The 22,570-nt window shown below is 71.0% G+C and carries 21 protein-coding genes; 3 read left to right on the top strand and 18 right to left on the bottom strand.

The features are described from left to right. Positions 1-118: 118 nt before the first annotated feature. Both VQ03_RS15805 and hydA read right to left on the bottom strand, forming a co-directional pair. Positions 119-523, bottom strand: coding sequence for a carboxymuconolactone decarboxylase family protein (locus tag VQ03_RS15805; protein WP_048451849.1), 405 nt, complete (start codon positions 521-523; stop codon positions 119-121). 57 nt (positions 524-580) lie between these two features. Then, positions 581-2,077, bottom strand: coding sequence for a dihydropyrimidinase (gene hydA, locus VQ03_RS15800; protein ID WP_048451848.1), 1,497 nt, complete (start codon positions 2,075-2,077; stop codon positions 581-583). Positions 2,078-2,392: 315 nt separating this feature from the next. Here hydA and VQ03_RS15795 point away from each other — a divergent pair, with 315 nt between their 5' ends. Next, positions 2,393-3,376: an MBL fold metallo-hydrolase gene (locus VQ03_RS15795; protein ID WP_048451847.1), complete on the top strand. Its 984-nt coding sequence runs from the start codon at positions 2,393-2,395 to the stop codon at positions 3,374-3,376. Between the two features lie 37 nt (positions 3,377-3,413). On the opposite strand, the gene VQ03_RS15790 is transcribed toward VQ03_RS15795, so the two are convergent. From VQ03_RS15790 to VQ03_RS15760, 7 genes are all read right to left on the bottom strand, one after another. Further along, positions 3,414-3,695, bottom strand: a complete 282-nt coding sequence (locus tag VQ03_RS15790; protein ID WP_053078604.1) for a hypothetical protein — start codon at positions 3,693-3,695, stop codon at positions 3,414-3,416. A 65-nt stretch (positions 3,696-3,760) separates the two neighbouring features. After that, positions 3,761-4,414: a class II aldolase/adducin family protein gene (locus tag VQ03_RS15785; RefSeq protein WP_048451846.1), complete on the bottom strand. Its 654-nt coding sequence runs from the start codon at positions 4,412-4,414 to the stop codon at positions 3,761-3,763. After that, entirely contained in the window at positions 4,407-5,747 is a 1,341-nt protein-coding gene (locus VQ03_RS15780; RefSeq protein WP_048451845.1) for an NTP/NDP exchange transporter, read from the bottom strand. Before VQ03_RS15780 ends, VQ03_RS15785 begins: the two co-directional genes overlap by 8 nt. Then, a complete protein-coding gene (locus VQ03_RS15775; protein WP_048451844.1) occupies positions 5,744-6,493 on the bottom strand; it encodes an NADPH-dependent F420 reductase in 750 nt (249 codons plus the stop codon). Before VQ03_RS15775 ends, VQ03_RS15780 begins: the two co-directional genes overlap by 4 nt. Continuing rightward, positions 6,483-7,391, bottom strand: coding sequence for an aldo/keto reductase (locus tag VQ03_RS15770; RefSeq protein ID WP_048451843.1), 909 nt, complete (start codon positions 7,389-7,391; stop codon positions 6,483-6,485). The genes VQ03_RS15775 and VQ03_RS15770 overlap by 11 nt, the downstream gene beginning before the upstream one ends. A 104-nt stretch (positions 7,392-7,495) precedes the next feature. After that, positions 7,496-8,740, bottom strand: coding sequence for a cytochrome P450 (locus VQ03_RS15765; RefSeq protein WP_048451852.1), 1,245 nt, complete (start codon positions 8,738-8,740; stop codon positions 7,496-7,498). A 16-nt stretch (positions 8,741-8,756) separates the two neighbouring features. After that, a complete protein-coding gene (locus VQ03_RS15760; RefSeq protein WP_048451842.1) occupies positions 8,757-9,968 on the bottom strand; it encodes an ABC transporter substrate-binding protein in 1,212 nt (403 codons plus the stop codon). Between the two features lie 316 nt (positions 9,969-10,284). Here VQ03_RS15760 and VQ03_RS15755 point away from each other — a divergent pair, with 316 nt between their 5' ends. After that, entirely contained in the window at positions 10,285-12,717 is a 2,433-nt protein-coding gene (locus VQ03_RS15755) for an EAL domain-containing protein (protein ID WP_053078603.1), read from the top strand. A 166-nt stretch (positions 12,718-12,883) separates the two neighbouring features. Here the strand turns inward: VQ03_RS15755 and VQ03_RS15750 are convergent, their stop codons facing one another. The 7 genes from VQ03_RS15750 to VQ03_RS15720 form a co-directional block, all read right to left on the bottom strand. Further along, positions 12,884-13,636 (bottom strand): 2-keto-4-pentenoate hydratase, encoded by a 753-nt coding sequence (locus VQ03_RS15750; protein ID WP_048451850.1) that lies wholly within the window; start codon positions 13,634-13,636, stop codon positions 12,884-12,886. 7 nt (positions 13,637-13,643) lie between these two features. After that, positions 13,644-15,221 (bottom strand): gamma-glutamyltransferase family protein, encoded by a 1,578-nt coding sequence (locus tag VQ03_RS15745; RefSeq protein WP_048451841.1) that lies wholly within the window; start codon positions 15,219-15,221, stop codon positions 13,644-13,646. A gap of 258 nt (positions 15,222-15,479) precedes the next feature. Then, entirely contained in the window at positions 15,480-16,403 is a 924-nt protein-coding gene (locus tag VQ03_RS15740) for an ABC transporter ATP-binding protein (protein ID WP_048451840.1), read from the bottom strand. Further along, positions 16,400-17,422, bottom strand: a complete 1,023-nt coding sequence (locus VQ03_RS15735; protein WP_048451839.1) for an ABC transporter ATP-binding protein — start codon at positions 17,420-17,422, stop codon at positions 16,400-16,402. The genes VQ03_RS15740 and VQ03_RS15735 overlap by 4 nt, the downstream gene beginning before the upstream one ends. Further along, the gene (locus VQ03_RS15730; protein WP_048451838.1) at positions 17,419-18,327 is read right to left on the bottom strand and encodes an ABC transporter permease; all 909 of its coding nucleotides are present in this window, start codon (positions 18,325-18,327) and stop codon (positions 17,419-17,421) included. Before VQ03_RS15730 ends, VQ03_RS15735 begins: the two co-directional genes overlap by 4 nt. Then, positions 18,324-19,268, bottom strand: a complete 945-nt coding sequence (locus tag VQ03_RS15725; protein ID WP_048451837.1) for an ABC transporter permease — start codon at positions 19,266-19,268, stop codon at positions 18,324-18,326. The genes VQ03_RS15730 and VQ03_RS15725 overlap by 4 nt, the downstream gene beginning before the upstream one ends. A 13-nt stretch (positions 19,269-19,281) precedes the next feature. Next, on the bottom strand, positions 19,282-20,784 hold the full coding sequence (locus VQ03_RS15720; protein WP_048451836.1) for an ABC transporter substrate-binding protein: 1,503 nt from the start codon (positions 20,782-20,784) through the stop codon (positions 19,282-19,284). Positions 20,785-21,133: 349 nt separating this feature from the next. Between VQ03_RS15720 and VQ03_RS15715 the strand changes: the two genes are divergently transcribed. After that, on the top strand, positions 21,134-21,364 hold the full coding sequence (locus VQ03_RS15715) for a hypothetical protein (RefSeq protein ID WP_048451835.1): 231 nt from the start codon (positions 21,134-21,136) through the stop codon (positions 21,362-21,364). Between the two features lie 2 nt (positions 21,365-21,366). Here the strand turns inward: VQ03_RS15715 and VQ03_RS15710 are convergent, their stop codons facing one another. Together VQ03_RS15710 and cysC are read right to left on the bottom strand one after the other, a co-directional pair. Continuing rightward, on the bottom strand, positions 21,367-21,582 hold the full coding sequence (locus VQ03_RS15710; protein ID WP_048451834.1) for a hypothetical protein: 216 nt from the start codon (positions 21,580-21,582) through the stop codon (positions 21,367-21,369). A gap of 117 nt (positions 21,583-21,699) precedes the next feature. Next, positions 21,700-22,347, bottom strand: a complete 648-nt coding sequence (gene cysC / locus VQ03_RS15705; protein ID WP_083468034.1) for an adenylyl-sulfate kinase — start codon at positions 22,345-22,347, stop codon at positions 21,700-21,702. Positions 22,348-22,570 lie beyond the last annotated feature (223 nt).

Raw genomic sequence — 22,570 nt, 5'->3', positions numbered from 1 at the left:
CTTCAGAACGGTTCAGTCATTTCCGGAAACGTCGTCCCCTCTCCCGCCCCGCACATGAGTGCTTCGCACTCGCAGCGGGGCACCCTCCCCCGCAGAGGGGGGAGGGTTCAGGGCGCGCCTATGCTTGGAACGCCTCGTCCACCGGCACCTGCATCCCGGTCACCAGCGCGTTGGTCATGTTCGCCATGCCGATCACCGCGAGCAATTCGCCGTGCTGCGCCTCGGTCATGCCCTTGGCCCGAGCGGCGGCGGTGTGGGAGTGGATGCAGTAGCTGCAGCCGTTGGCGGTCGAGACCGCGATGTAGATCAGTTCCTTCGTCAGCGGGTCGAGGGCGCCGTCGGCGGCCATCACCTGCTTCAGGTCGGCCCAGGTCCGCTCCAGCACCGCCGGCTGGTTGGCGAGCGCCCGCCAGAAATTGTTGATGAAGTCCGAGCGGCGGACCGCCCGGATGTCGTCGAACACCGCCTTGACGCGAGGATGGCCTTCGGCCTCCGCGTCGCTCCACAATCTCACGGTCGCCATGCTGGCCCTCCCTCGAAGGGGCGCATGGTCGGCCGGCGCGCGCGCCGCGTCGAGACCTCAGCGCCGCGAAGCGGCGTCGAAGCCGTCCGGCACCCGGCCGGAAGCGGTGGCCAGCGCGTAGGGCCCGCGGGCCAGGAAGCGGCCGGAGCCCGGCTCGGCCAGGACCTGCCCGTCGCGCACCGCGACCTCGCCGCGCCGGATCGTCATCACGGGCAGGCCCTTGAGGCGCATCCCCTCCCAGGGGGTGTAGTCGATGGCGTGGTGCAGGTCGGCATTGGTGAGGACCCGCTCGGCATCGGGGTTCCACAGCACCAGGTCGGCATCCGCCCCGGGCGCGAGCGTGCCCTTGCGGCCGGCGAGGCCGAACAGGCGGGCGGCGTTGGTCGAGGTCAGGCGCACGAAGGCCGGCAGGTCGATCCGCCCGGCCGAGACGCCCTCGGAGAAGAGCACCGGCAGCCGGGTCTCGATGCCCGGCACGCCGTTCGGGATCGCGTTGAAGGCCGGCATCCCGTCGGGCCGGGCCCCCGCGCCGCCCTGGCCGTAGCCGCTGCTGCCCGGATCGCGCTTGGCGGTGGCGAAGGAGAAGCCGCAATGGTCGGAGGAGACCACGTCGAGGGTGCCCTCGCGGATGCGGGCCCAGATCCGCTCGGCTTCGCCGGGCGCCCGGAGCGCGGGCGAGCACACCACCTTGGCGCCCTCGAAATCGGGCTTGGCCAGGTCGTCGGTGGAGAGGGTCAGGTATTGCGGGCAGGTCTCGCCCCAGACCTTGATGCCCCGGGCGCGGGCCCGGGCGATCTCTTCGGCCGCCTCGTCGCAGGAGACGTGGAAGACCTGGATCGGCTGGTCGACGAGTTCGGCGAGCGCGATGGCGCGGTGCGTCGCCTCGCGCTCGACCACCGGCGGGCGGGCCCAGGCGTGCTGGAGCGGGTCGGTGAGGCCGGCCTCCAGCAGGGCGCGGATGCGCCAGCCGATGGCGTCGTAATTCTCGCAATGCACCGTCACGAAGGCGCCGAGGCGCCGGGCGGTCGCCAGTACCTCCAGGAACTGCCCGTCGGTGAGGCGCAGGGGATCGTAGGTGAGGAAGACCTTGAGGCTGCGGATGCCGCGGGCGACGAGAGCCGGCACCTCCCGCTCCAGCACGTCGGGCGTCGGGTCGGTGATGATCTGGTGGAAGCTGTAATCGGCGCGCGAGGCCCGGGCGCGGGCTTCGTAACCGGCCGCCGTGGCGGCGATCGGGTGGCCCTTCCATTGCGGCACGAAGCAGATGAAGGAGGTGGTGCCGCCGGCGAGCGCCGCGGCCGAGCCGCTCGAAAAGCTCTCCTCCTGCACGCCGCCGCCCTCGGAGGGCTCCTCGATGTGGCAATGCGGGTCGAGGCCGCCGGGTGTGACGATCATCCCCTTGGCGTCGATCTCCTCGCGGCCGCGCCGGAGATTCCGGCCGAGTGCCGCGATCACCCCGTCGCGCACCCCGAGATCGCCCTCGAACACCTCGGCCGGGCCGGCGAGCACCGCCCCCCGCACCACCAGGTCGTAGTCGAAATCGTGGCTCGGCATCGACAGGCCCTCCCTCGTTGCGAGGGGTGTAGGAACCGCCTCGGAACACTGTCAATTCCGGTGCCGGGCGCGATCGGTCCGGGTGCCGGGGGGTTGGGCAGGGGCCCGCAATTTGGGCGGTGACGCGCCGGGCCGTGCCCAACCCGGCGGCAGCTGACGCCGGGGCCGGTTTTCCCCACGCGGCCGGTTTGACAACGTTTCCGGGCCGGCGGACAAATACGGTACCGCAGAGGTCCCGGCCGCGCCGCGCCGACGGAGATCCCCCGGCCAGCGCGCGCATAAGGTCGCCCGCGGGACAGCGTGGAGGAAACCTCGATGACGATTCGGTTGGATGCCCCGAGCCGGCGCGGCCTCATGTTCGGCGCGGCGGCGGCCGCGGCGACGGCCGGGCTGCCCGGCATGGCGAGCGCCAAGGCGCCGATGCTGCGCAGCCAGAGCCCCTACTACTACCGGTTCACCCTCGGCGACGCCGAGGGCACCATGGTGTCGGACGGCACCCTGCCGCTCGGCGATCCCCACGCCAACTTCCTCGGCCTCACCCCGGCCGAGATGGATGCGCAGCTCAACGCCAACTTCCTGCCGCTCTCCAACGCGGTGCTGGAGCAGAACATCCTGATCCTCAACACCGGCAGCAAGCTGGTGCTGTTCGATACCGGCATGGGTTCGCTCAAGCTGTTCGGGCCGACCACCGGCAAGCTCATGACCACGATGCGCCAGGCCGGCATCGACCCGAAGGACATCGACGCCGTGGTGATGAGCCACGCCCATGTCGACCATTGCGGCGGCTGCGTCGCCGACGACGGCACGCCGCACTTCCCCAACGCCCAGTACTACATCTCCCAGGCCGATTTCGATTACTGGACCGATCCCGGCAAGGTGCCGGCCTCGTTCAGCGCCTTCCTCGACACGGCGCGCAAGAACCTGCTGCCGATCCGCGACCGGCTGGTCTTCATCAAGGACGGCCAGGAATTCCTGCCCGGCATCCAGGCCCTGGCGGCGCCGGGCCACAGCATCGGCCACATGATCTTCATGATCACCTCGGGCCAGCAGAACCTCTGCTACCTCGGCGACCTGACGCACCACCCGGTGCTGCTGATGGAGAAGCCGCTGACCGAGTTCGCCTACGACACCGACCCGAAGCAATCGGCCCAGACCCGGCTCAAGATGCTGACCATGCTGGCGAAGAACCGCATCCCGGTTCTCGCCTACCACTTCGCCTGGCCGGGCATCGGCCACGTCGCGGAGAACGGGCAGGGCGGGTTCCGGTATTATCCGCAGGCGATGAAGATGGAGCTGTAGGGGCGTCGAATACCGGCGGCCTGTTCGATATACGACGTCATCCCGGGTCTTGTCGAAGACGAGAGCCCGGGATGACGATGGAGGATGTCAGGGTGAGCGGTCGGACCATCCCGCGGATGACCTGTTCGGCCGCGACCGTGGCCAGGGCGTCGAAGGGCGTCGCGAACTCCACCTCGTAGGCCTCGCCCTGGTTCCACACCCCGATCACCCTGCCCACCGGATCGGCCGGCACTTCGCGGCCGTCATCGTCCGTGGCGCGCACGGGCAGCCGTGCCGTGTCCGGTTCCCGGATCGCCGTGGGCGCATCGGGCGTCAGCACGAAGGTCGTGGATAATGTGGCTCATGACCGGCAGGATACGCCGAGCGTGACGGGCGGGCAGCGTCTCACCCCACCTTCGGCCGCGGCCCGTAGGACTTGAACCGCTCCATCGCCTCCGCCACCTCGGCCTCGCTCAGGATGTGCGGCCGGCCGACCTGGAGCGCCACGGCGTATTGCCGGCACAACGTCTCGAGTTCCACGGCGAGCCACAGCGCCTTGGCGAGGCTCGGCCCGGTGGCGATCATGCCGTGGTTGGCGAGCAGGCAGCAGGTGCGGTCCTGGAGCGCCTCCAGCGCCCGCTGCGACAGCTCCTCGGTGCCGAACAGCGCGTAGCCGCCGCAGCGCACGGTCGGCCCGCCGGCCGCCGCGATCATGTAGTGGGCCGCCGGGATGTCCTTGCGGCACATCGCGAAGGCGGTGCAGTAGGTCGGGTGGGCGTGGACGATCGCCGCGACGTCGGGGCGGGCCCGCAGGATGTCGCGGTGGAAGCGCCACTCGGAGGAGGGGGACAGCGCGTGGTCGGCCCGGCCCTCCATGTCCATCGGCACGATGTCGTCGGGCGTCATCTCCTCGTAGGGGAGGCCCGAGGGCGTGATGAGCAGGCCCTCGCCGAACCGCGCCGAGACGTTGCCGGCGGTACCCTGGTTCAGGCCCTGCTCCGCCATGCTGCGGCAGGTCGCGACGATGCCTTGGCGCAGCTCCGCTTCGGTCTCAGCCATGTCCCGCCTCCGGTGCCTCTGCCCTCGCCTTGGCCATAGCCTCCTGCCGGCGCCCGAGCCAGAGGCCGTTGACGAGCCAGGCGAGCGACAGCGGCACCGCCAGGACCGACAGGGCGGTGGCGCTCATCCCCAGCAGCCCCACGAGTCCGTAGGACCAGGCGCCGATCTGGTCGCCGAGGCGGTACATCACCGTATCGATGAAGGCCTTGGCCTTGTAGCGGTCCTCTCGCGGCAGCACGGTGAACAGCACCTCGCGCACCGGCCGGGCGATGGCGAAGTTGCCGGCCCGGCGCAGCACCCCGAACACCACCACGCTGGCGATGGTCGGCGCCACCGCGAGCAGCCCGAAGCCCAGCGCGCTGACGAGCGGCAGGATCGCCAGGGTGAGCCCGACGCCCAGGCGCCTCACGATCCGCCCGGTGAGGAAGAGCTGGACGCCGAGCGTCAGCACGTTCACCGCGAGGTCGACGCTGGCGAAGAACGCCGTCTGCGCGCCGCGATCCGGGAAGCTGCGCTTCGCGATGCCCGCCTGCTCGAAATACAGGAAGGTCGAGGTGATCGAGAACAGGAGCAGGAACAGGCAGATGCCCAGCAGGTAGGGCGAGCCGAGCACCCGGCTGATGCCGGCGAACGGGCTGCCGCCGATCGCCTGCGTCGCCGCCCCCGGCTCGCGCGACAAGGCGTCGGAGATCCGCGCCAGACCCCGCATGCTGATGACGGCGACTTCGAGGAGGGCGGCCGCCGCGAGCAGCAGGAAGGGGGTGGGCACGTCCCGCGCCAGCACGGCGGTGAAGGCCGAGCCGGTGATGGCCCCGAGCGTCGCGCCCGCCGCGATGAAGCCGAACAGCCTCTTGCCCTGCTCGGTGTCGAACACGTCGACGATCGTCGCCCAGAAGATCGAGACCACGAACAGGTTGAAGATCGACAGCCAGACGAAGAACACCCGGCCGATCCACACCGAATCCTCGGGCCCGCTGCGGTAGAGCACCACCGCGAAGACCAGGATGTTGGCGGCGAAGAAGCGGTAGGTGATCGGGATGAAGCGGGCCCGCGGCAGCTTGCGCACCAGCCAGCCGAACGGCACGTTGAGCACCAGCATGCCGACCAGCGTGGCGGTGAACAGCCAGGGCAGGTTCTCGAGCCCGCCGGCCAGCCCCATCTGGTCGCGGATCGGCCGCATCACGTAGTAGGACGAGAGCAGCGCGAAGATGTAGAGCCAGGCCCAGCCGAGCGCCGGCACCTCCTCCGGCCGCACGTCGGTGAGGCGCCGGAGCCAGGCCGGCACCTTGAGGCCGGCCTGCGCCGCTTGCGCGGCGCCAGGGGTGGGGCTCATTCGGTGACCCCGAAGGCCTTGCGGGCCTCCTGTGCCGTGGCATCGTGGCCGAAGCCCGGGCTGCCCATCTGGAATTTTTTCGCCGCGTCGAGGCCGCCGACCACCACCGGCTCGAACCCGGCATCGCGCACCAGGGACGCGGCGACGCCGACGGCCTGGCGGTCGTCGCCCGCGATCGGCACCGCCATGGGAGCGCCGCTGCGATGGGCGTTCTGGGCGAAGAGCCGGTAATTCGCGGCGTTGAAGGCCCGCACCAGCCGGGCGCTGCCCAAGTACTTGGCCGAGGTGGCGCCGATGCCGGCGCTCTCGGCTTCCGTCGCCAGATCGCCGTCGCGGGCCTTGGTGGCGTTGCCGGCGTCGAGCACGATCTTGTCCTTCAGGAGGCCGCCATAGGCCTTTCCGATCTCCGGATAGGCCTTGTACGGCACCGCGATCAGCACCGCGTCGCCGAAGGCGAGGGCCTGCTCGACCGTGCCCGCCTTGGCGAGCGGCCCGAGCTTGTCGACCAGCGGCTTCAGGTCCTCCGGATGGCGGGAGGCGAACATCACCGGATGGCCGGCCTTGACCCACAGGCCCCCGACGGTGCCGCCGATATTGCCGCCGCCGATCACCGCGACCGGGATCTTGGACTCTTGCGGCTTCTTGGACTCTTGGGCCCGGGTATTCCCCGCGAGGGCGAGCGTCAGGGTGAGCATTCCGGCGCCGAGTGCCCCGGCGCGCAGCAGCGCGCGACGATCACAGGCCATCGATGAACTCCTCCATCTTGCGGCGCAGGGCGGCGTCGGGCAGCCGGCCGCGGGCGCCGCCGAGATTGTCCTCGGCGTAGCGCACCTGCGCCGTGCCCGGCACCGGGCAGGTCACCGCCTCGTGCGACAGGACGTATTTCAGGAAGAATTGCGGCCAGCTCGCGCAGTCGAACTCCGCCGCCCATGGTGGCAACTCGCGGCCGCGCACCAGGGTGAACAGCCGCTCGCGGCCGAACGGCACGTTGACCATCACGGCGATCCCGCGGTCGCGCGCGAGCGGCAGGATGCGCTCGGCGGCCTGGCGGGCATCGACCGCGTAATTGACCTGGATCACGTCGAGGGCCTGCGCCTTCATCAGGGCTTCGAGGTCGCCGTACTGCTTCTCGGCCCAGGTGGTGGCGCCGAGATAGCGGATGCGCCTGGAATCCTTCATCTCGCGCAGGAGCGGCAGCTGCGCCTCCGGGTCGATCAGGTTGTGGACCGCGATCAGGTCGATCCGGTCGGTGCCGAGGCGGCGGAACGACTGCGCGATCTGCGCCTGCCCCGCCTCGCGCCCCCGCGCCGCCACCTTGCTGCACAGGAAGACCTTGTCGCGAAGGCCCGTCTCCTTGAGGATCCGGCCCAGCACCTCCTCGGCCCGGCCGTAATCCGGCGCGGTGTCGATCACGGTGCCGCCGAGCGCGACGAACCGCGCCACCGTCTCGCGCAGCGGCGCCATGCCTTCTGAATCCGGCGCCACGTCGTAGCGCCGCGAGGTGCCGATGCCGACGGCCGGCACCGTCTCGCCGGTGGAGGGGATCGGGCGGCGGATCAGTTCGCCGCCTTGCGCCAGGAGCCGGCCCGGCAGCAGGCCGGCAGCCAGGGAGCCGGCCAGCACGGCACGGCGGTGGAGCTTCATGCGTAATCCCTCGGACCGTCGTTGCGTCGCTGGCGGGGGAGCTTAGGGCGCGGCGGGGCGCCTGCCCACGCCGCGCCCGCACACAAACGATTGAGGGAAGCTCCTCACCCGAGTCGCGCCGGCAGGCGCAGGAAGCCGCGGAAGCGCACGCGCTGCGAGCGGATGGGCTCCCCGTCGAGACGGTAGCCGGGGAAGCGGCCGAGGAAGCGCCCGAGCGCCACCCCGCCCTCGAGCCGGGCCACCGCCATGCCGACGCATTGATGGATGCCGCTCGCGAAGGCGAGGTGGCGGTTGGAGTCGCGGGCGACGTCGAAGGTGTCGGGGTCGGGGAACTGGGCCGGGTCGCGGTTGGCGGCGCCGATGCAGAGCGTGATCTGGGTGCCGGCGGGAAAGTCCCGCCCGCCCATCGCGAACCCCGTCGTCGCGACGCGGTTGCCGAGCTGGTTCGAGCTCTCGAAGCGCAGGACCTCTTCCACCGCCTTTCGCATCAGGTCCGGCGTGGCGAGGAGCCGCGCCCGCGCCTCGGGGTGCTCGGCCAGCAGGTGCAGCCCGTTGCCGATCAGGTTGGTGGTGGTCTCGTGCCCGGCATTGAGGATGAAGATGCAGTTCTGCAGCAATTCCTCCGGCGAGAGCCGCTCGCCGCCGACCTCGCCCTGGATCAGGCGGGTGAGGATGTCCTTGTCCGGGTCGCCCGGATGGCGGCGGCGATCGGCGACGAGGTGGTCGAGATAGGCCAGGAACTCGCTCACCGCCCGGTTGCCGCTGGCCTCGACCTCCGGCGACAGGACGGGTTCGAGGGCGCCGAGGATCGCCAGCGACCAGTCCCGCAGCGGCCCGCGCTCGCTCCTCGGTACGCCGAGCAGGTTGCCGATCACCTCGACGGGGATCGCGGCGGCGAAGTCCTCGATCAGGTCGATGGTGCCGCGCGCCTCCGCCGCGTCGAGGAGACCCTCCACCAGCGCGACGATGCCGGCCTCCATGGCGGCGATCGCCCGGGGCGTGAACGCCCCGGCGATGATGCGCCGGACCCGCGTGTGGCGCGGCGGGTCGTTGAAGACGAGGCTCGTGGTGTGGTGGCGGTAGAGCGGGGAGGCCCCCGCCTCCGCCACCTTGAACTTGGCTCCGAACTCGACGGTCTTGTCCGAGCTGAAGGTCGCGGCGTCCTTGTAGACCCGCTCCAGATCCGCGTAGCGCGTGAGCAGGATCAGGCTCTCGCCCGAAGGACCCCGGCCCATCACGTGGACCGGGGCGTGCTCGCGCAGGGCCGCGTAGACGGGGTAGGGGTTCGCGATGAACCCGTCCGGCAGGCGCCGGAGGTCGAACCCCTCGGCCAGGGCGGGGTCGGTCATGCGGTCCACCGGCGGCTCACCCGCGCCCGTTGGGGGCGCAGGCCGGGTTCATCGGCAGGAACGCTTCTTCTTTCGGGATGGTGCGCAGCACCTCGTAGAGGTCCCACGGCCCCTTGCTCGCCGCCGGCTCCTTCGCCCGGTAGAGCACGGGATCGTAGAGGAGGCGCCCGTCGGCCCGCAGGGTGGCGGGATGGTCGAAGAACGCCACCGGCAGGGCCCGCATGGCGGCGTTCGCCGCCACCGCCTCGTCGGTGCCGGCCTTGTCGACCGCCTTCAGGTAATGGCCGACCGCTGTGTAGATCAGCGCCTGGTTCTTCGTCGGCATCGCGCCGGTGCGCTCCTGGAAGCGCTTGGCGAAGGCGCGGGCGGCGTCGTTCTGGTCCCAGTAGAAGGCTTCCGAGAAAGTCAGGCCATGGGCCACCGGCAGGCCGAGGCCCTTGATGTCGGTGACGTAGACCAGGAACCCCGTCAGCGTCTGGCGCCCGTTGGTCAGCCCGAACTCGTCGGCCTGCTTGACCGCCTTGGTGAAGTCGTCGCCGACGCTGGCGAAGGCGACCACGTCCGCTCCCGAGCTCTGGGCCTGGAGCAGGAAGGACGAGTAGTCGGCGGTGTTGATCGGGTGGCGCGAGGTGCCCAGCACCTTGCCGCCCAGCGCCTCGACGACATGCGTCGCCTCCTTCTGCAGCGCGTGGCCGAAGGCGTGGTCGACGGTGATGAAGTACCAGGACTTGCCGCCGCGCTCGAACACCGCCCGCGCCGTGCCGGCGGTCAGCGCATGGGTGTCGTCGGTCCAGTGCGAGCTGACCGGGGAGCAGGTCTTGGCGGTGAGGTCGGAGGTCGCCGCCGCGGTGATCATCACCGTGCGGTTCTTCTCCTTGGCGACCGCCTGGACGGCGAGCGCGATCGCCGTCACCGGCAGGTCGATGACGGCGTCGACCTTGTCGACGTCGTACCAGCGCCGGGCGATGCTCGATGCCACGTCCGGCTTGTTCTGGTGGTCGGCCGAGACGATCTCGACCGGTTTGCCCCGCACCGTCCCGCCGAAATCCTTCGCCGCCATCTCGGCCGCCGCCACCGAGCCGCGCCCGCCGCTATCGGCGTAGGGTCCCGAGAGGTCGGTGAGCACGCCGATCCGCACCACGTCGTCGGAGATCTGCGCCGCGGCCGGCGCGCTCAGCGCCGCGAGGGCGAGAACGGCCCCGCACAGGCCGGTGGTGAAACGGTTCATCGGTCGGCTCCTCCCGGCGCCCGCGTCGTTCGCGCGTGGTCGCCTTTCACGACTGTCTTCACAGCCGATCCGCGCCGGCGTGGCAAGGGCCTGGCTGTCGCCGGGCCGTCATCTCCGGATCGTCCCCGACGACCCCACTTCGCCAACCCTTCGGCTCGGGACGACCCGCGTCGTCCGGCGCGCGGGATCGCCGTAAGGACGATATCAATCTGTTCGTGGGATCTTGGTGTTCGTGGGATCTTGGCACGACCGGCCGGCAAGTTACGATCGTGCGTGCCGTCACGTCAGGATAAGCCTGCCGTCGGGATCGGTGCCGATGCAGAGAGTCATCGAGGACGTCAGCATGCGAAAGCCCACGCCGAGCCTCGGCCCGCTCACCGATCTGCTCGACGGCCTCGATATCGGCCTGTGCGTCTTCGACGCGGACGACCGGGCGCTCGCCTGGAACCAGACCTTCCTCTACTTCTTTCCCGAGCATGACGGCTTCGTCCATGTCGGCGAGCCTTACCGCGAGAACCTGCTGCGGTTCTATCGCAACCGCCTGACCTGCGACGAGCTGCGCTACATCGAGGAATACGTCGCGAGCGGGATCGTCCGCCATCAGGTCCAGAGCCGGCCGTTCGAGTTCGAGCACCGCGGCACTTGGCTGCGGGTCTCGGCCCAGACCATCCCGGGCGTCGGCCGGATGCGGCTGTGGCGCCGGATCACCCACGAAGCCGGGCCCGCCGGCCCCGGTATCGCTGCCCCGGAGGCCCGCCACGGGGCGCCGGACGGCATCGCGGTGGCGAATGCCGACGGGCGCATCGTCTCGGCCAACGGGCAGTTCGGGCAGCTCTACGGGCTGTCCCCGGCCGAGGCCGTGGGGCTCACCCTCGAGGCGGTGGTGGCCCGGGCCTGGCAGGAGGCCGCCGGGGACGCGCCGGCCCAGCTCCTGGCGCAGCTGCGGGAATCGCTGCGCTTCGCCGGCGCGCCGTTCGAGGTGCCGCTGCCGGGCGAGCGCTGGATCCGGGTGATCGAGCGCGTGCGCGAGGGCGGAGAGCGCACCGGCTTCCACTTCGACATCAGCGCCCTCAAGCGCGAGCAATCCGCGCTCCGGGCCGCCGAGGCCGAGGCCCGCCGCAGCGCGAGCCATTTCCGCGGCATCATCGAGCACGCGCCCGCCGGGATGCTGGTGGTCGGTGCCGACGGCGTGCTGGCCGAGGCGAACCGCGCCTTCCGGTCGGCCCTCGGGGATGCCGAGGCGGAGCGGCTCGTCGGGCGGCCGCTCTCCGCCCTGGTCCTCGCCGAGGATGCCGGCCTGCTCGGCGACGTGCTCGCCCGCGCGGCGCAGGGGCGCGGCCCGGCGGTGTGCGAGATGCGCTTTCCCCGCCCGGACGGCCGCCCGATGTGGGCCCGCGTCTCGGCGGTGCGCCTGCACCTGCCGCCGGACCCGGCCTCGACCCTGCTCCAGGTCGAGGACATCACCGCGCGGCGCGAGGCCGAGCGGCGCATCGTCCACATGGCGCGCCACGACGCGCTCACCGACCTGCCGAACCGCACCTTCTTCCGCGAGCGCCTCGACGCCCTGCTCGCCACCGGCGCGGGCGCGATCCTGTGGCTCGACCTCGACCGGTTCAAGGTGGTCAACGACACCCTCGGCCACGCCGCCGGCGACACGCTGCTCTGCGCGGTCGCCCGCCGCCTGCGGGCGGTCCTTCGTCCCGAGGACACGATCGCGCGGCTCGGCGGCGACGAGTTCGCGGTTCTCCTCGGCGAGGGCGACCCGCTGGCGGCGTCGCGGACCGCCGCCGCCCTGGTCGAGGCGATGCAGGAGCCGGTCATCGTCGCCGGCCGGCCGATGCATGTCGGCGTCAGCATCGGCGTCGTGCTCGCTCCGCGCCACGGCGCCGACGCCGACACCCTGATGGCCCAGGCCGACCGGGCGCTCTACAGCGCCAAGGCCGCGGGCCGCAGCACCTTCCGGCTCTACGACCCGGCGATGGAGGCGGCGGCGGCCGAGCAGCGCGGCCTCGAACTCGACCTGCGCCTCGCCCTGCAGCGCGGCGAGTTCGAGCTGCACTACCAGCCGATCGTCACCGCGGCGGAGCGGCGGGTCGTCTGCCGCGAGGCGCTGGTGCGCTGGCGCCACCCGACCCGCGGGCTGGTGCCGCCGGCGGCCTTCATCCCGCTGGCCGAGGAGACCGGCCTGATCGAGCGCCTGGGCGCCTGGATCCTGCGCCGGGCCTGCCGCGACGCGGCGGCCTGGACCGACGGCGCCCGGGTCGCCGTCAACGTCTCGGCCGCGCAGGTGCGGCACGGACCCCTGATCGCCGCCGTCCAGTCCGCGTTGCGCGAATCCGGCCTCGCGGCGGAGCGGCTCGAACTCGAGATCACCGAGAGCCTGCTGATCGAGGGCGAGGCCGCCGACCTGCTCCTGGCCTTGCGCCGCCTCGGAGTGCGGATCGCCCTCGACGATTTCGGCACCGGCTACTCGTCCCTGAGCTACCTGCGCCGCTTCTCCTTCGACGCGATCAAGATCGACCGCTCCTTCATCGCCGATATCGCCGACCCCGACACCGCCGCGATCGTGCGCGCGGTGGTCGGCATCGCGGCCCAGCTCGGCGCGACGATCACCGCCGAGGGCATCGAGACCGAGGACCAGTTCGCGGCGGTGCGGCGGGAGGGATGCACGGAGGTGCAAGGCTACCTGTTCGGGCGGCCGGTGCCGCTGGAGGGGGCGCCGGCGGAGGAGATGCGGATCGAGGGGTGATCCGCCCGGGGGCTGCTCCGCCTCCGACGATCACGCCCGGAAAAACCTCCGCCGTCCCAAGTCGGGCGTGCCCGACTTGGTCACGGCGATGCGGGCACGGCGATGCGGAACTCGGGCAAGCCCGAGTTCCGTGGGAGGAGGGTTCCGGCGTGATGCACCGCTTCCCTCACCCGATCGCCAGCGCCACGCTCCCCAGCCCCGGGAACTCCGCCACCATCCGGGTCGGTGCCGTCACGAAATCCGTGCCGGTGCAGGAGCCGGTGGTGACGACCTGACCGGCCTTGATGCCGCCGAGCGACCGCGCGCCCTCGTTGGCGAGCCAGACCAGCAGGCGCACCGGATCGACCGCCGAATTGCCGCCGACGCGATCGTGGAGCACCTGTCCGTCGATGGTCAGCCGCACCGGCTGGGTCACCGGGTCGAGGTGGCGCCACTCCGAGAGCCCGGGCCCGAGCACCAGGACGCCATGATTCTGCTGGTCGGCGCGCTGGCTGTGCGGATCGACTGCGCCGAAGACCGTGAAGCGGGTATCGGCGATCTCGATCGCCGGATGCATCGTGGCGACCGCCGCCAGCACCGCGTCCCGGTCGTAGGGACCGGCCTCCGCGGGGAGATCGCGGCCGAAGCGATAGGCGATCTCCGCCTCCGCCCCGATCAGGTGGAACAGCGAGGCCGGCAAGGTCCCGGCCTCGAAGATCGTGTCGGCGTGGAGCGCGGCCCGGGCCGGGGTGGCGGTGGCGCTCGGCGCCCCCACCTTCCAGCCTGCCACCGGGCCGAGGAGGCGGGCGACCGCGTCCTGGACCGCGTAGGCCTCCGCCTCGCTGCCCGGCCGGGCGCCCTCGGGGAGGGCGTCGAGGCGGGTACGGTTGCGGCGGGCGTCGAGGAGCGCCGCCGCCGCGGCGTCGATGTCGAAGGACATGGTCACCTCAATAGCCGAGTGCGCTGCCGTCCTTGCGCGGGTCGGAGCCCGCGGCGAGCACCCCGCGCGCCCGGTCGATCCAGATGATCTGGCCGCCACCGATCGGGCCCGAGGCCGGGATGGTGCGGTGGCCGCGCGCCTCGAGCCCGGCGACGACGCCGTCCGCGAAGCCGGGCTCCATCTCGATCCCGCCGCCATAGGCGAAGCTGCGCGGGGCATCCAGCGCCTCCTGCACGTCGAGGCCGCGGTCGATGATGCCGGTCAGCAGCTCGACATGGCCCATCGCCTGGTAATGCCCGCCCATCACGCCGAACGGCGCCACCGTCTCGCCGTCCCGCATCAGCATGCCCGGAATGATGGTGTGCATCGGGCGCTTGCGGGGACCGATCGTGTTCGGGTGGCCCGGATCGATGCGGAAGGACAGGCCGCGATTGTGCAGCAGAACCCCGCTCTCCGGCGCGGTGATGCCGCTGCCGAAGCCCTGGAAGATCGAGTTGATCAACGAGAGCGCGTTGCCGTCCCGGTCGACGACGCTCAGGTACACCGTGTCCTTGTGGGTGAGTTCGGGCCAGATCACCGGCTCCTGGGCGCGGGCCATGTCGATGGCGCCGTGGGCGCTCGCCCGCCAGGCTTCGGAGAGCAGGTGCTCCACCGGCACCCGGTTGAGGACCGGATCGGCGAAGAGCGCGTCGCGGTGGTGATAGGCCTGCTTGCAGGCCTCGGCGAAGAGGTGGACCCGGTCGAGGTCCGAGAGGGCCGCGATGTCGTAGTGCGACAGCACGTTGAGCATCATCAGCACCGCGAGGCCCTGGCCGCTCGGCGGGCACTCGTAGACGTCGTAGCCGCGGTAGCGCGTGGTGACCGGGGTGACGATTTCGGGCGCGGCGGCCGCGAAGTCGTCCAGCGTGTGCAGGCCGCCGAGATCGCGCAGTCGCGCCACGATGTCCTCGGCCACCGGCCCCTCGTAGAAGCCGCGCGGGCCGTGCTCCGCGATGCGCTTGAGCGTGGCGGCGAGCTTACGATGCCGCATGATCGTGCCGACGCCCGGCGCTTGGCCCTCGATCAGGTAGGTCGCCGCCGAGGCCGGATCGCCGGCGACCCGCTCGACGCTGCGCGACCAGTCGAGGGCGACGCGCGGCTGCACCGGATAGCCGTCCTCCGCGTAGCGGATCGCCGGTTGCAGCAGCTCGCCGAGGCTGCGGGTGCCGTGATCCTCCAGCAGCTTGGCCCAGGCGGCGACCGCCCCCGGCACCGTGACGCTGTGCGGCGAGGTCGGGGTCAGGGCGATGCCGCGTTCCAGGAACCAGGCATCGTGCGCCGCCGCGGGGCTGCGGCCGGAGCCGTTGAGGGCGATCGGAGTCCTCGCGCCCTTGGGCGCGTAGAGAGCGAAGCAATCGCCGCCGATCCCGGTCATCAGCGGATCGACCACGCATTGCACCGCCACCGCGGCGATGCCGGCATCGACCGCATTGCCGCCCGACCGCAGCACCTCGATCGCCGCCAGCGTCGAGAGCGGGTGCGACGTCGCGACGGCGGCGTTGGCGGCGTAGACGGGCGAGCGCCCGGGTCTCGAGAAATCCCTCACCGTGACGTTTCCTTGACTGGTCGACCGGTTCGATCGACGAAACTGACATCCTCCCCGTCATTCCGGGTCCGCGCAGCGGACCGGGCGAGCGGGTGTGCAAAATCGATCCTGTCTCTGTCGATCATCCCACTCGCGACCTCAGGATGAGGTCGTGGATGGGATGGACTCCGATGCGTGTGGTCCCCGTTCCGAGTTCCGCTTCCGAAGCCCATGGGCGACGCCCTGGGTATGAAATCCGGTGGCGCACCAAGCAAGCGCTTACACATGCGCTGCCCGCGCCACCCAATGCCCGGGACCGACCTCTTCCAGCGGCCCGGCCTCCGGGATGGCGGCGGCCGGCGCCTCGCGCGTCGCCCGCAGGCGGGCCCGCTCGGCCGCAGGATCCGGCACCGGCACCGCGCCGAGCAGCGCCCGCGTGTAGGGATGGCGCGGATCCTCGTACAGGGTGTCGCTGTCGGCGAGTTCGACGATCCGCCCGCGCCGCAACACCGCGACCCGGTGGCAGAGGTAGCGCACCATCCGCAGATCATGGGAGATGAAGAGGTACGACAGGCCCAGTTCCTCCTGCAGGTCCTGCAGCAGGTTGACCACCTGCGCCTGGATCGACACGTCGAGGGCGGCGATCGGCTCGTCGGCGACGATGAAGCTGGGTTTGAGCGCGATCGCCCGGGCGATGCAGAGCCGCTGGCGCTGGCCGCCGGAGAACTGGTGCGGATAGCGCCCGGCGAAGCGCGGATCGAGCCCGACCCGCTGGAACAGGGCCGCCACCGCGTCCCGGCTTTCCGCTCCCCCCATGTCGGGCCGGTGCAGCCGGAACGGCTCGGCGACGTAGGCGCCGGCGCTCATCCGGGGATTGAGGGCGGCATAGGGATCCTGGAAGATCACCTGGATGCGTCTTCGCATCCGCCGCATCTCCCGGGCCGGCAGGCTGGCGAGATCCGTCCCCTCGAACGCGACGGTGCCGGTACTCGGCGGGTTCAGCATCGTCACCGCCCGGCCGATGGTCGACTTGCCGGATCCCGATTCGCCGACGAGGCCCAGGGTTTCGCCGGGGGCGATGTCGAAGCTCACATCCTCGACGGCGCGGAACACCGCGGATCTGCCGCCCCACCAGTGCCGCAGGGGATAATGCTTGCTGAGATTCCTCACCGAAAGCAGCGGCTCGGGCTTCACCGGCCTCATCGTCCGGCTCCGTCCGCCAGCCGAGCCGGGAGGTCGTACCAGGCCGCCGCGAGGTGGCCCGGCACGCTGCCCCGAACCTGCGCGAGCGGCGGTGCCTCGGCGCGGCAGCGCGGCGTGGCGTAGGGGTTGCGGGGCGCGAAGGGATCGCCCGGCGGCGGATGACGCATGTCGGGCGGGCTGCCCTCGATCTGGCGCAGGCGCTGCCGTCCGGCCCGGCCGCGGCTCAGATCCGGCAGCGAGCGCAGCAGCCCCAGCGTGTAGGCGTTGCGGGGATCGGAAAAGACCGCGTCGACCGGCCCCCGCTCGACGATGCGCCCGGCATACATCACCTGCACGGTGTCGGCGATGCCCGCGACGACGCCGAGATCGTGGGTGATCCAGATGATCGCCATGCCGATCTCGCGCTTCAGCTCCTGCACCAGGGCGACGATCTCGGCCTGCACGGTGACGTCGAGGGCGGTGGTGGCCTCGTCGGCGATCAGGAGCTTGGGCCGGCAGGCGAGCCCGATCGCGATCATCACCCGCTGGCGCTGGCCGCCGGAGAATTCGTGCGGGTAGTGGTCGAGCCGCCGGGCCGCATCGGGGATGCGCACGAGGTCGAGGAGGTCGCGCGCCCGCGCCCGCGCGCTGCTCGCATCGAGGCCGCAATGCAGCCGCAGCGGCTCGGCGACCTGCGCGGCCACCGTCATCGCCGGGTTGAGCGAACTCATCGGGTCCTGGAACACCATGCCGATCTCAGGCCCGCGCACCCGGCGCAACCGCCGCTCCGGCAGCGCCAGCAGGTCGCTCCCGGAGAAATACACCTGACCGCCGGTGATCCGCCCCGGCGGGCGCGGCACCAGCCCGAGCATGGCGAGCACGTGGACGCTCTTGCCCGAGCCCGATTCACCGACGATCCCGAGGGTCTCGCCCTCGCGCAAGGCGTAACTCACGCCGTTCACCGCGTGGACCGTGCCGCCATCGGTGTCGAAGGCGACGGCCAGATCGCGGACATCCAGCAGGGGAGGGGAGGCTTTCATCGGCGCTCCCGCGGGTCGAGGGCGTCGCGCAGCCCGTCGCCGACGAGGTTGAACGCGAGCACCGCGAGGAAGATCGAGACCCCGGGCCAGATCGCCATCCAGGGCGCCTGGTCGAGGAAGTTCTTGGCGGTGTTGAGCATCGAGCCCCAGGAGGGCTCGGGCGGCTGCTGGCCGAGACCGAGGAACGACAGGCTCGCCTCGGCGATGATCGCCGCCGCGATGGTGAGGGTGGCCTGGACCAGGATCGCCGGCACGATGTTGGGCAGGATGTGGTGGAGCGCGATGCGCCAGGGCGGGTTGCCGATGGCGCGGGCCGCCTCGACGAACTCTTCCGCCGCCACCGCCTGCACCTGGGCGCGGGTGAGACGCACGAAGATCGAGGTCGCCGAGAGCCCGATCGCCACCATGGCGTTGGTGAGGCTGGGGCCGAGGAAGGCCGCGAGCGCGATGGCGAGGATCAGGAACGGGATGGCGAGCAGCGCGTCGGTCAGGCGCATGATCGCCCCGTCGATGACGCCGCCGGCATAGCCCGCCAGCATCCCGAGCGGCAGGCCCAGTGCCACCGCCAGCGCCACCGAGGTCAGGCCCGCCCCGAGCGAGGCCCGGGTGCCGAAGACGATGCGCGAGAGAACGTCGCGCCCGACCTCGTCGGTGCCGAAGAGATGCGTCAGGTCGGGCGCCGCCCGCACCGCGCCCCAGTCGGTCGCGGTGGGATCGAACGGCGCGATCCACTCGGCGCCGAGCGCCAGCACGGCGAGCATTCCGACGACGACGAGCCCGGCGAGCGCCCCGCGGCGACGGCCGAACCGGTGCCAGAAGGCGCGAAACGCCCCCGGCTCCGCCGGCAGGGCGGCGGCGGGCGCGGCGGCGATCTCCGCCGATGTGGAGAATCCCGCCTCGCTCATGCGCGCCGCAGCTTCGGGTTGACCAGCGCCGAGGCGAGATCGGCCGCGAGGTTGAGCAGGATGTAGGTCGCGGCGGTGCAGATCACGACGCCCTGCACGGTCGCGAAGTCGCGGTTGAACACGGCATCCACCATCAGCTTGCCGAAGCCCGGAACCGAGAACACCTGCTCGGTCAGCACCGCACCGGAGAGGAGCTGGCCGAATTCGAGGGCGCCCAGCGTGATGATCGGGATCGCCGCGTTGGGGAGCGCATGGCGCAACACCACCCGGGCGGTCGGCACGCCCTTGGCCCGGGCGGTGCGGACATAGTCGGATTGCAGCACGCCGAGCATCGCCGCCCGCGTGTGGCGCATCATCACCGCCGCGATGGCGTTGCCGAGCACGAAGGCCGGCATCGCCATCGAGCGCAGGTTCTCAAGCAGGTCCTCGCCCGGCGGCACGTAGCCGGAGGCCGGCAGCCAGCCGAGCTGCACCGAGAACAGCAGGATCATCAGGATGCCGAGCCAGAAATTCGGCACCGACAGGCCCCAGAGCGCGACCCCGTTGGCGAGCCCGTCGATCCAGGTCCCGGGCCGGACCGCGGACAGGATCCCCATCGGCACCCCGATCACGAGCGCCACCAGCATCGCCAGGCAGGCGAGTTCCAGGGTGACCGGCAGCTTCTCGCGGATCAGCTCGATCACCGGCTTCTGGAGCCGGATCGACTCGCCGAGATCGCCCTGCAGCACGCCGGTCGCCCAATAGGCGTAACGGACCGGGAGCGGCTGATCGAGATGGTACTTGGCGCGGATGAAGGCGATCACCTCCGGGTCCCGCTCCTCGCCCGAGAGCGCGGTGGCGGTGTCGCCCGGCAGCAATTGCTGCAGGGCGAAGATGATCATCGAGGCGAGGACGAGGGTCGGGACCGCCAGGGCCAGGCGTCGCGCCAAAAATCGTAACATCAGCAGCGCAACATCAGTCGAGCCTCAGGCCGGTGAAGCGCACCAGCCCGTCGGGATACTCGCCGAAGCCGGTGAGCTTCTGCGAATAGGCCCAGAGCAGCCGGCGGTGGAACAGGTAGACCAGCGGCTTGTCGGTGAGTACCCGGTCGGCGAGCCGCTTCCAGGCCGCCTTGCGAGCCGCCGGATCGGAGGTCAGCCGCTCGGCGTTCATCGCCGAATCGGCCTCCTGGTTGCAGTAGCGGGAGTAGTTCAGCGGCGTCTTGCAGGCCAGGAAGCTGTAGGTGTTACCGTCCGGATCGGGCCGGCCGCTCCAGTTGTAGAGATAGGCCTCGAAATTGCCCTTGTCGGCCTGGTCGAGGGAGGTGGTGAAGTCGGTGGCCTGGAGCTTCACGTCGAAGCCGGCCTCGCGGGTCATCGCCTGGATCACCTGGCCGACCTGGGGCGCGTCGTTGTTGGCGTAGACCATCAGGGTGATCGAGGGCTTCTCGATCCCGGCCTCCTTCAGGAACGCCTTGGCCTTGGCGACGTCGCGCTTCGGCACCGGATGCTCGGTCACGTAGTTCGGGTTCTTCGGCGAGACCCACTGGTTCCCGGCCAGGTACTCGCCGTTATAGACCACCTGCGTGATCGCGTTGCGGTCGATGGCGGCCTCGAAGGCGGCGCGCACCCGCGGATCGGCGACCGGCGAGCCTTCCCGGGCGGTGTTGAACACCACGCCGGAGAAGCCGAGCTCGTAGGCCTGGCCGACCTTCAGCTTCGGGTCGCGCTTCACTTGGGGCAAATCGGTCGGAGCCAGGCGCTCGATCAGGTCGAGCTGGCCGGCCCGCAGGTTCGTCAGCCGCACCGTGGTGTCGGGGATCGGCCGGAACTCGATCCGCCGGATCTGGACCGCGTCCTTGTTCCAGTAATCGTCGAAGCGCTCGACCACGATGCGGTCCTGCGGCACGCGCTCGACGAACTTGTACGGCCCGGCGCAGACCGGCGCCGTCGCGAACTTGTCGCCCAGCCGCTCGGCGGCCTTCGGCGAGACGATCATGCCGGCCCGGTCGGTGAATTGTGCGAGCAGGGGCGCGAACGGCGTCTTCAGGTCGACCCGCACGGTCAGGGCGTCCACCGCCTCCACCGTATCGACCGGTGCGATTTCGCCGCGGCGCTGCGAGCCCGGCAGCCTGAGGTGTCGCTCCAGCGAATACTTCACCGCTGCCGCGTCCAGGGGCTCGCCATCATGGAAGCGCACGTTCGGCCGCAACGTGAGCGTCAGGCTCTTCTGGTCCTCCGACCACGCCCACCCGGTCGCGAGCTGGGGCACCGGCTTCAGGTCCGGCCCGATATCGACGAGCTTGTCGCAGAGCGCCGCGAACACCATTCGGCCGGCGAAGGTGCGGGCGAGCGTCGGATCGAGGGCGTCCGGATCCTCCATCAGGCCGAAGCGCAGGGTCTGGGCCTGGGCGCCCGCCGCCAGGGGTGCGGAGAGGGCGAGGCCCGCGAGCAGGCAGGCGGTGAAGAGACGCGGCATCGCGCTTCCTTCTGCAGGATCGTCGGGTCGTCGGGAGCGTTCGCATCTCCCGCCCGGAAGGCCCTTGCACGCAGCATCCGTGCCAGCCGGCATCCCGAGGTTGCACCCGGATCGTCGCCGCCAGTCTGCGCCCGCTTCGGGGAGCGGCGCAATGCTCGTTGCAGGCGCATCGTTCGAGCGTCGCCGCGCGCGATCGGTCCGCCCGCGTGCCGTCCCTGCGACATGACGCGGGCCGAGACCCCATGCGTCACGCCCTCGTCCGTGCTATGGAGCGGCCGGCGCGACCCAGGTATGGGTCGGCGCGGCGCGGCGGTTACGCCGCCCCGAGACGAGGTTCCAGGGCATCGCCATGCAGGCTGAGATCCCGATGCGCCGCGTGACGGCGATCCGCTGCTATCCGTCGGGCGAGCGCGACGATCCCGATCAGCGGGTCCTCAACGTGCTCGAATGCGGTCACGTCGTGAGCTTCGAGGGTGCGAACGCGGTCGCCGCCCTGCTCGCCAAGCGCCAGCTCTGCCTCAAATGCGCCGAGGAGGCCAAGGCCGAGGCGGCACCCGAGGCGCAGCCTCCGGCCGCCTGACCTCAGTAGGTCGCCATCGCCTCGGTCATCATCGCGACGAGCTGGTCGGGATCGGGCGATTGCTGGATGCCGGCGACGGTCAGGAGGCAAACGCCCAAGGATAGGACCAGGTAGGCCAGGATCGGCGTCAGGGTCTCGGCCCAGCCCCGGGCCGCGTGGATGGCGAGGCATCCCGCCGTGAACCCGGCCGCCTCCGCCACAGGGATCAGCTCGACCATGTCCTCGCTCCGCTCCGGTCCGTCGCCATGCTGCATTGCAACATGGATGAGCGATGGCGAAGGGACCACCGCGCGCCGCGCATCCGCGGCATGCGATGCGGGCGGTGATGGCAGGGATCAGGGCGTGCCGGCGATGACGCCTCTGTGCCGCAGCGCCTCCAGGACCTGCCCGGCCAGGGCGTCGACGTCATGCCTGTCCGTCCGCAGGTGAAGCTCGGGCGTGTCCGGCGGCTCATAGGGCGAGGAGATGCCGGTGAAGTTGGGGATCTGCCCGGCCAGCGCGCGGGCATAGAGCCCTTTGGGATCGCGCCGCTTGCACAGGTCGAGAGGTGCATCGACGAAGACCTCGATGAACTCGTCCGCACCGACCAGCTGGCGCGCCAGCATCCGCTCGCGCCGGAACGGCGAGATCAGGGCGCAAATCGCGATCAGCCCGGCCTCCAGCATCAGCTTGGCGACCTCCGCGGTGCGGCGGATGTTCTCGACCCGGGCGGCATCCGTGAAGGTGAGATCCTTGTTGAGTCCGCAGCGCAGGTTGTCGCCGTCGAGCAGCATGGTGTGATGGCCGCACAGCCACAGCTTCTCCTCGAGCCTGTTTGCAATCGTCGACTTGCCGGCACCGGACAGGCCCGTCATCCAGAGGATCACCGGCTTCTGTCCCTTCAGCTCCGCCCGCGCCCGCTTGTCGAGCGTGAGAATGGCTCGATGCGCCGCTGAGGCCATGGGGTGCTGTGAGGAGGGCGCGGCATCGACGATGGTGCTCATTCAGGCGGCAGCTTTCACGGTCGACGGCCTGCCATGCGGCCTAGATCGTTCGTTGGATCCGGGGGCGTTCTTCCGGACGTCGCAACTGGTCGTCAAGCGATGCGCAACCGAGTGTCACATGCGTGATTCACGGTGCCTGTCCTGCGGTGACCCGGGCTGCCACCATCGCAGATAGGGCGGTGGGGCCGATCCGAGCCGCCACTGTCGCGAGAGCTTCACAAAG

Source organism: Methylobacterium tarhaniae, assembly GCF_001043955.1.
Taxonomy (GTDB): Bacteria; Pseudomonadota; Alphaproteobacteria; order Rhizobiales; family Beijerinckiaceae; genus Methylobacterium; species Methylobacterium tarhaniae.
Note: the sequence above shows the minus strand (reverse complement) of the source record. Positions and strands in the feature narration are given on the sequence as shown.

Bases quoted from the DNA above. Each gene is read 5' to 3' on its own strand.
- VQ03_RS15805 (WP_048451849.1), bottom strand. From the start codon at position 523: ATGGCGACCGTGAGATTGTGGAGCGACGCGGAGGCCGAAGGCCATCCT.
- hydA (WP_048451848.1), bottom strand. From the start codon at position 2,077: ATGCCGAGCCACGATTTCGACTACGACCTGGTGGTGCGGGGGGCGGTG.
- VQ03_RS15795 (WP_048451847.1), top strand. From the start codon at position 2,393: ATGACGATTCGGTTGGATGCCCCGAGCCGGCGCGGCCTCATGTTCGGC.
- VQ03_RS15785 (WP_048451846.1), bottom strand. From the start codon at position 4,414: ATGGCTGAGACCGAAGCGGAGCTGCGCCAAGGCATCGTCGCGACCTGC.
- VQ03_RS15780 (WP_048451845.1), bottom strand. From the start codon at position 5,747: ATGAGCCCCACCCCTGGCGCCGCGCAAGCGGCGCAGGCCGGCCTCAAG.
- VQ03_RS15775 (WP_048451844.1), bottom strand. From the start codon at position 6,493: ATGGCCTGTGATCGTCGCGCGCTGCTGCGCGCCGGGGCACTCGGCGCC.
- VQ03_RS15770 (WP_048451843.1), bottom strand. From the start codon at position 7,391: ATGAAGCTCCACCGCCGTGCCGTGCTGGCCGGCTCCCTGGCTGCCGGC.
- VQ03_RS15765 (WP_048451852.1), bottom strand. From the start codon at position 8,740: ATGACCGACCCCGCCCTGGCCGAGGGGTTCGACCTCCGGCGCCTGCCG.
- VQ03_RS15760 (WP_048451842.1), bottom strand. From the start codon at position 9,968: ATGAACCGTTTCACCACCGGCCTGTGCGGGGCCGTTCTCGCCCTCGCG.
- VQ03_RS15755 (WP_053078603.1), top strand. From the start codon at position 10,285: ATGCAGAGAGTCATCGAGGACGTCAGCATGCGAAAGCCCACGCCGAGC.
- VQ03_RS15750 (WP_048451850.1), bottom strand. From the start codon at position 13,636: ATGTCCTTCGACATCGACGCCGCGGCGGCGGCGCTCCTCGACGCCCGC.
- VQ03_RS15740 (WP_048451840.1), bottom strand. From the start codon at position 16,403: ATGAGGCCGGTGAAGCCCGAGCCGCTGCTTTCGGTGAGGAATCTCAGC.
- VQ03_RS15735 (WP_048451839.1), bottom strand. From the start codon at position 17,422: ATGAAAGCCTCCCCTCCCCTGCTGGATGTCCGCGATCTGGCCGTCGCC.
- VQ03_RS15730 (WP_048451838.1), bottom strand. From the start codon at position 18,327: ATGAGCGAGGCGGGATTCTCCACATCGGCGGAGATCGCCGCCGCGCCC.
- VQ03_RS15725 (WP_048451837.1), bottom strand. From the start codon at position 19,268: ATGTTACGATTTTTGGCGCGACGCCTGGCCCTGGCGGTCCCGACCCTC.
- VQ03_RS15720 (WP_048451836.1), bottom strand. From the start codon at position 20,784: ATGCCGCGTCTCTTCACCGCCTGCCTGCTCGCGGGCCTCGCCCTCTCC.
- VQ03_RS15715 (WP_048451835.1), top strand. From the start codon at position 21,134: ATGCAGGCTGAGATCCCGATGCGCCGCGTGACGGCGATCCGCTGCTAT.
- VQ03_RS15710 (WP_048451834.1), bottom strand. From the start codon at position 21,582: ATGGTCGAGCTGATCCCTGTGGCGGAGGCGGCCGGGTTCACGGCGGGA.
- cysC (WP_083468034.1), bottom strand. From the start codon at position 22,347: ATGAGCACCATCGTCGATGCCGCGCCCTCCTCACAGCACCCCATGGCC.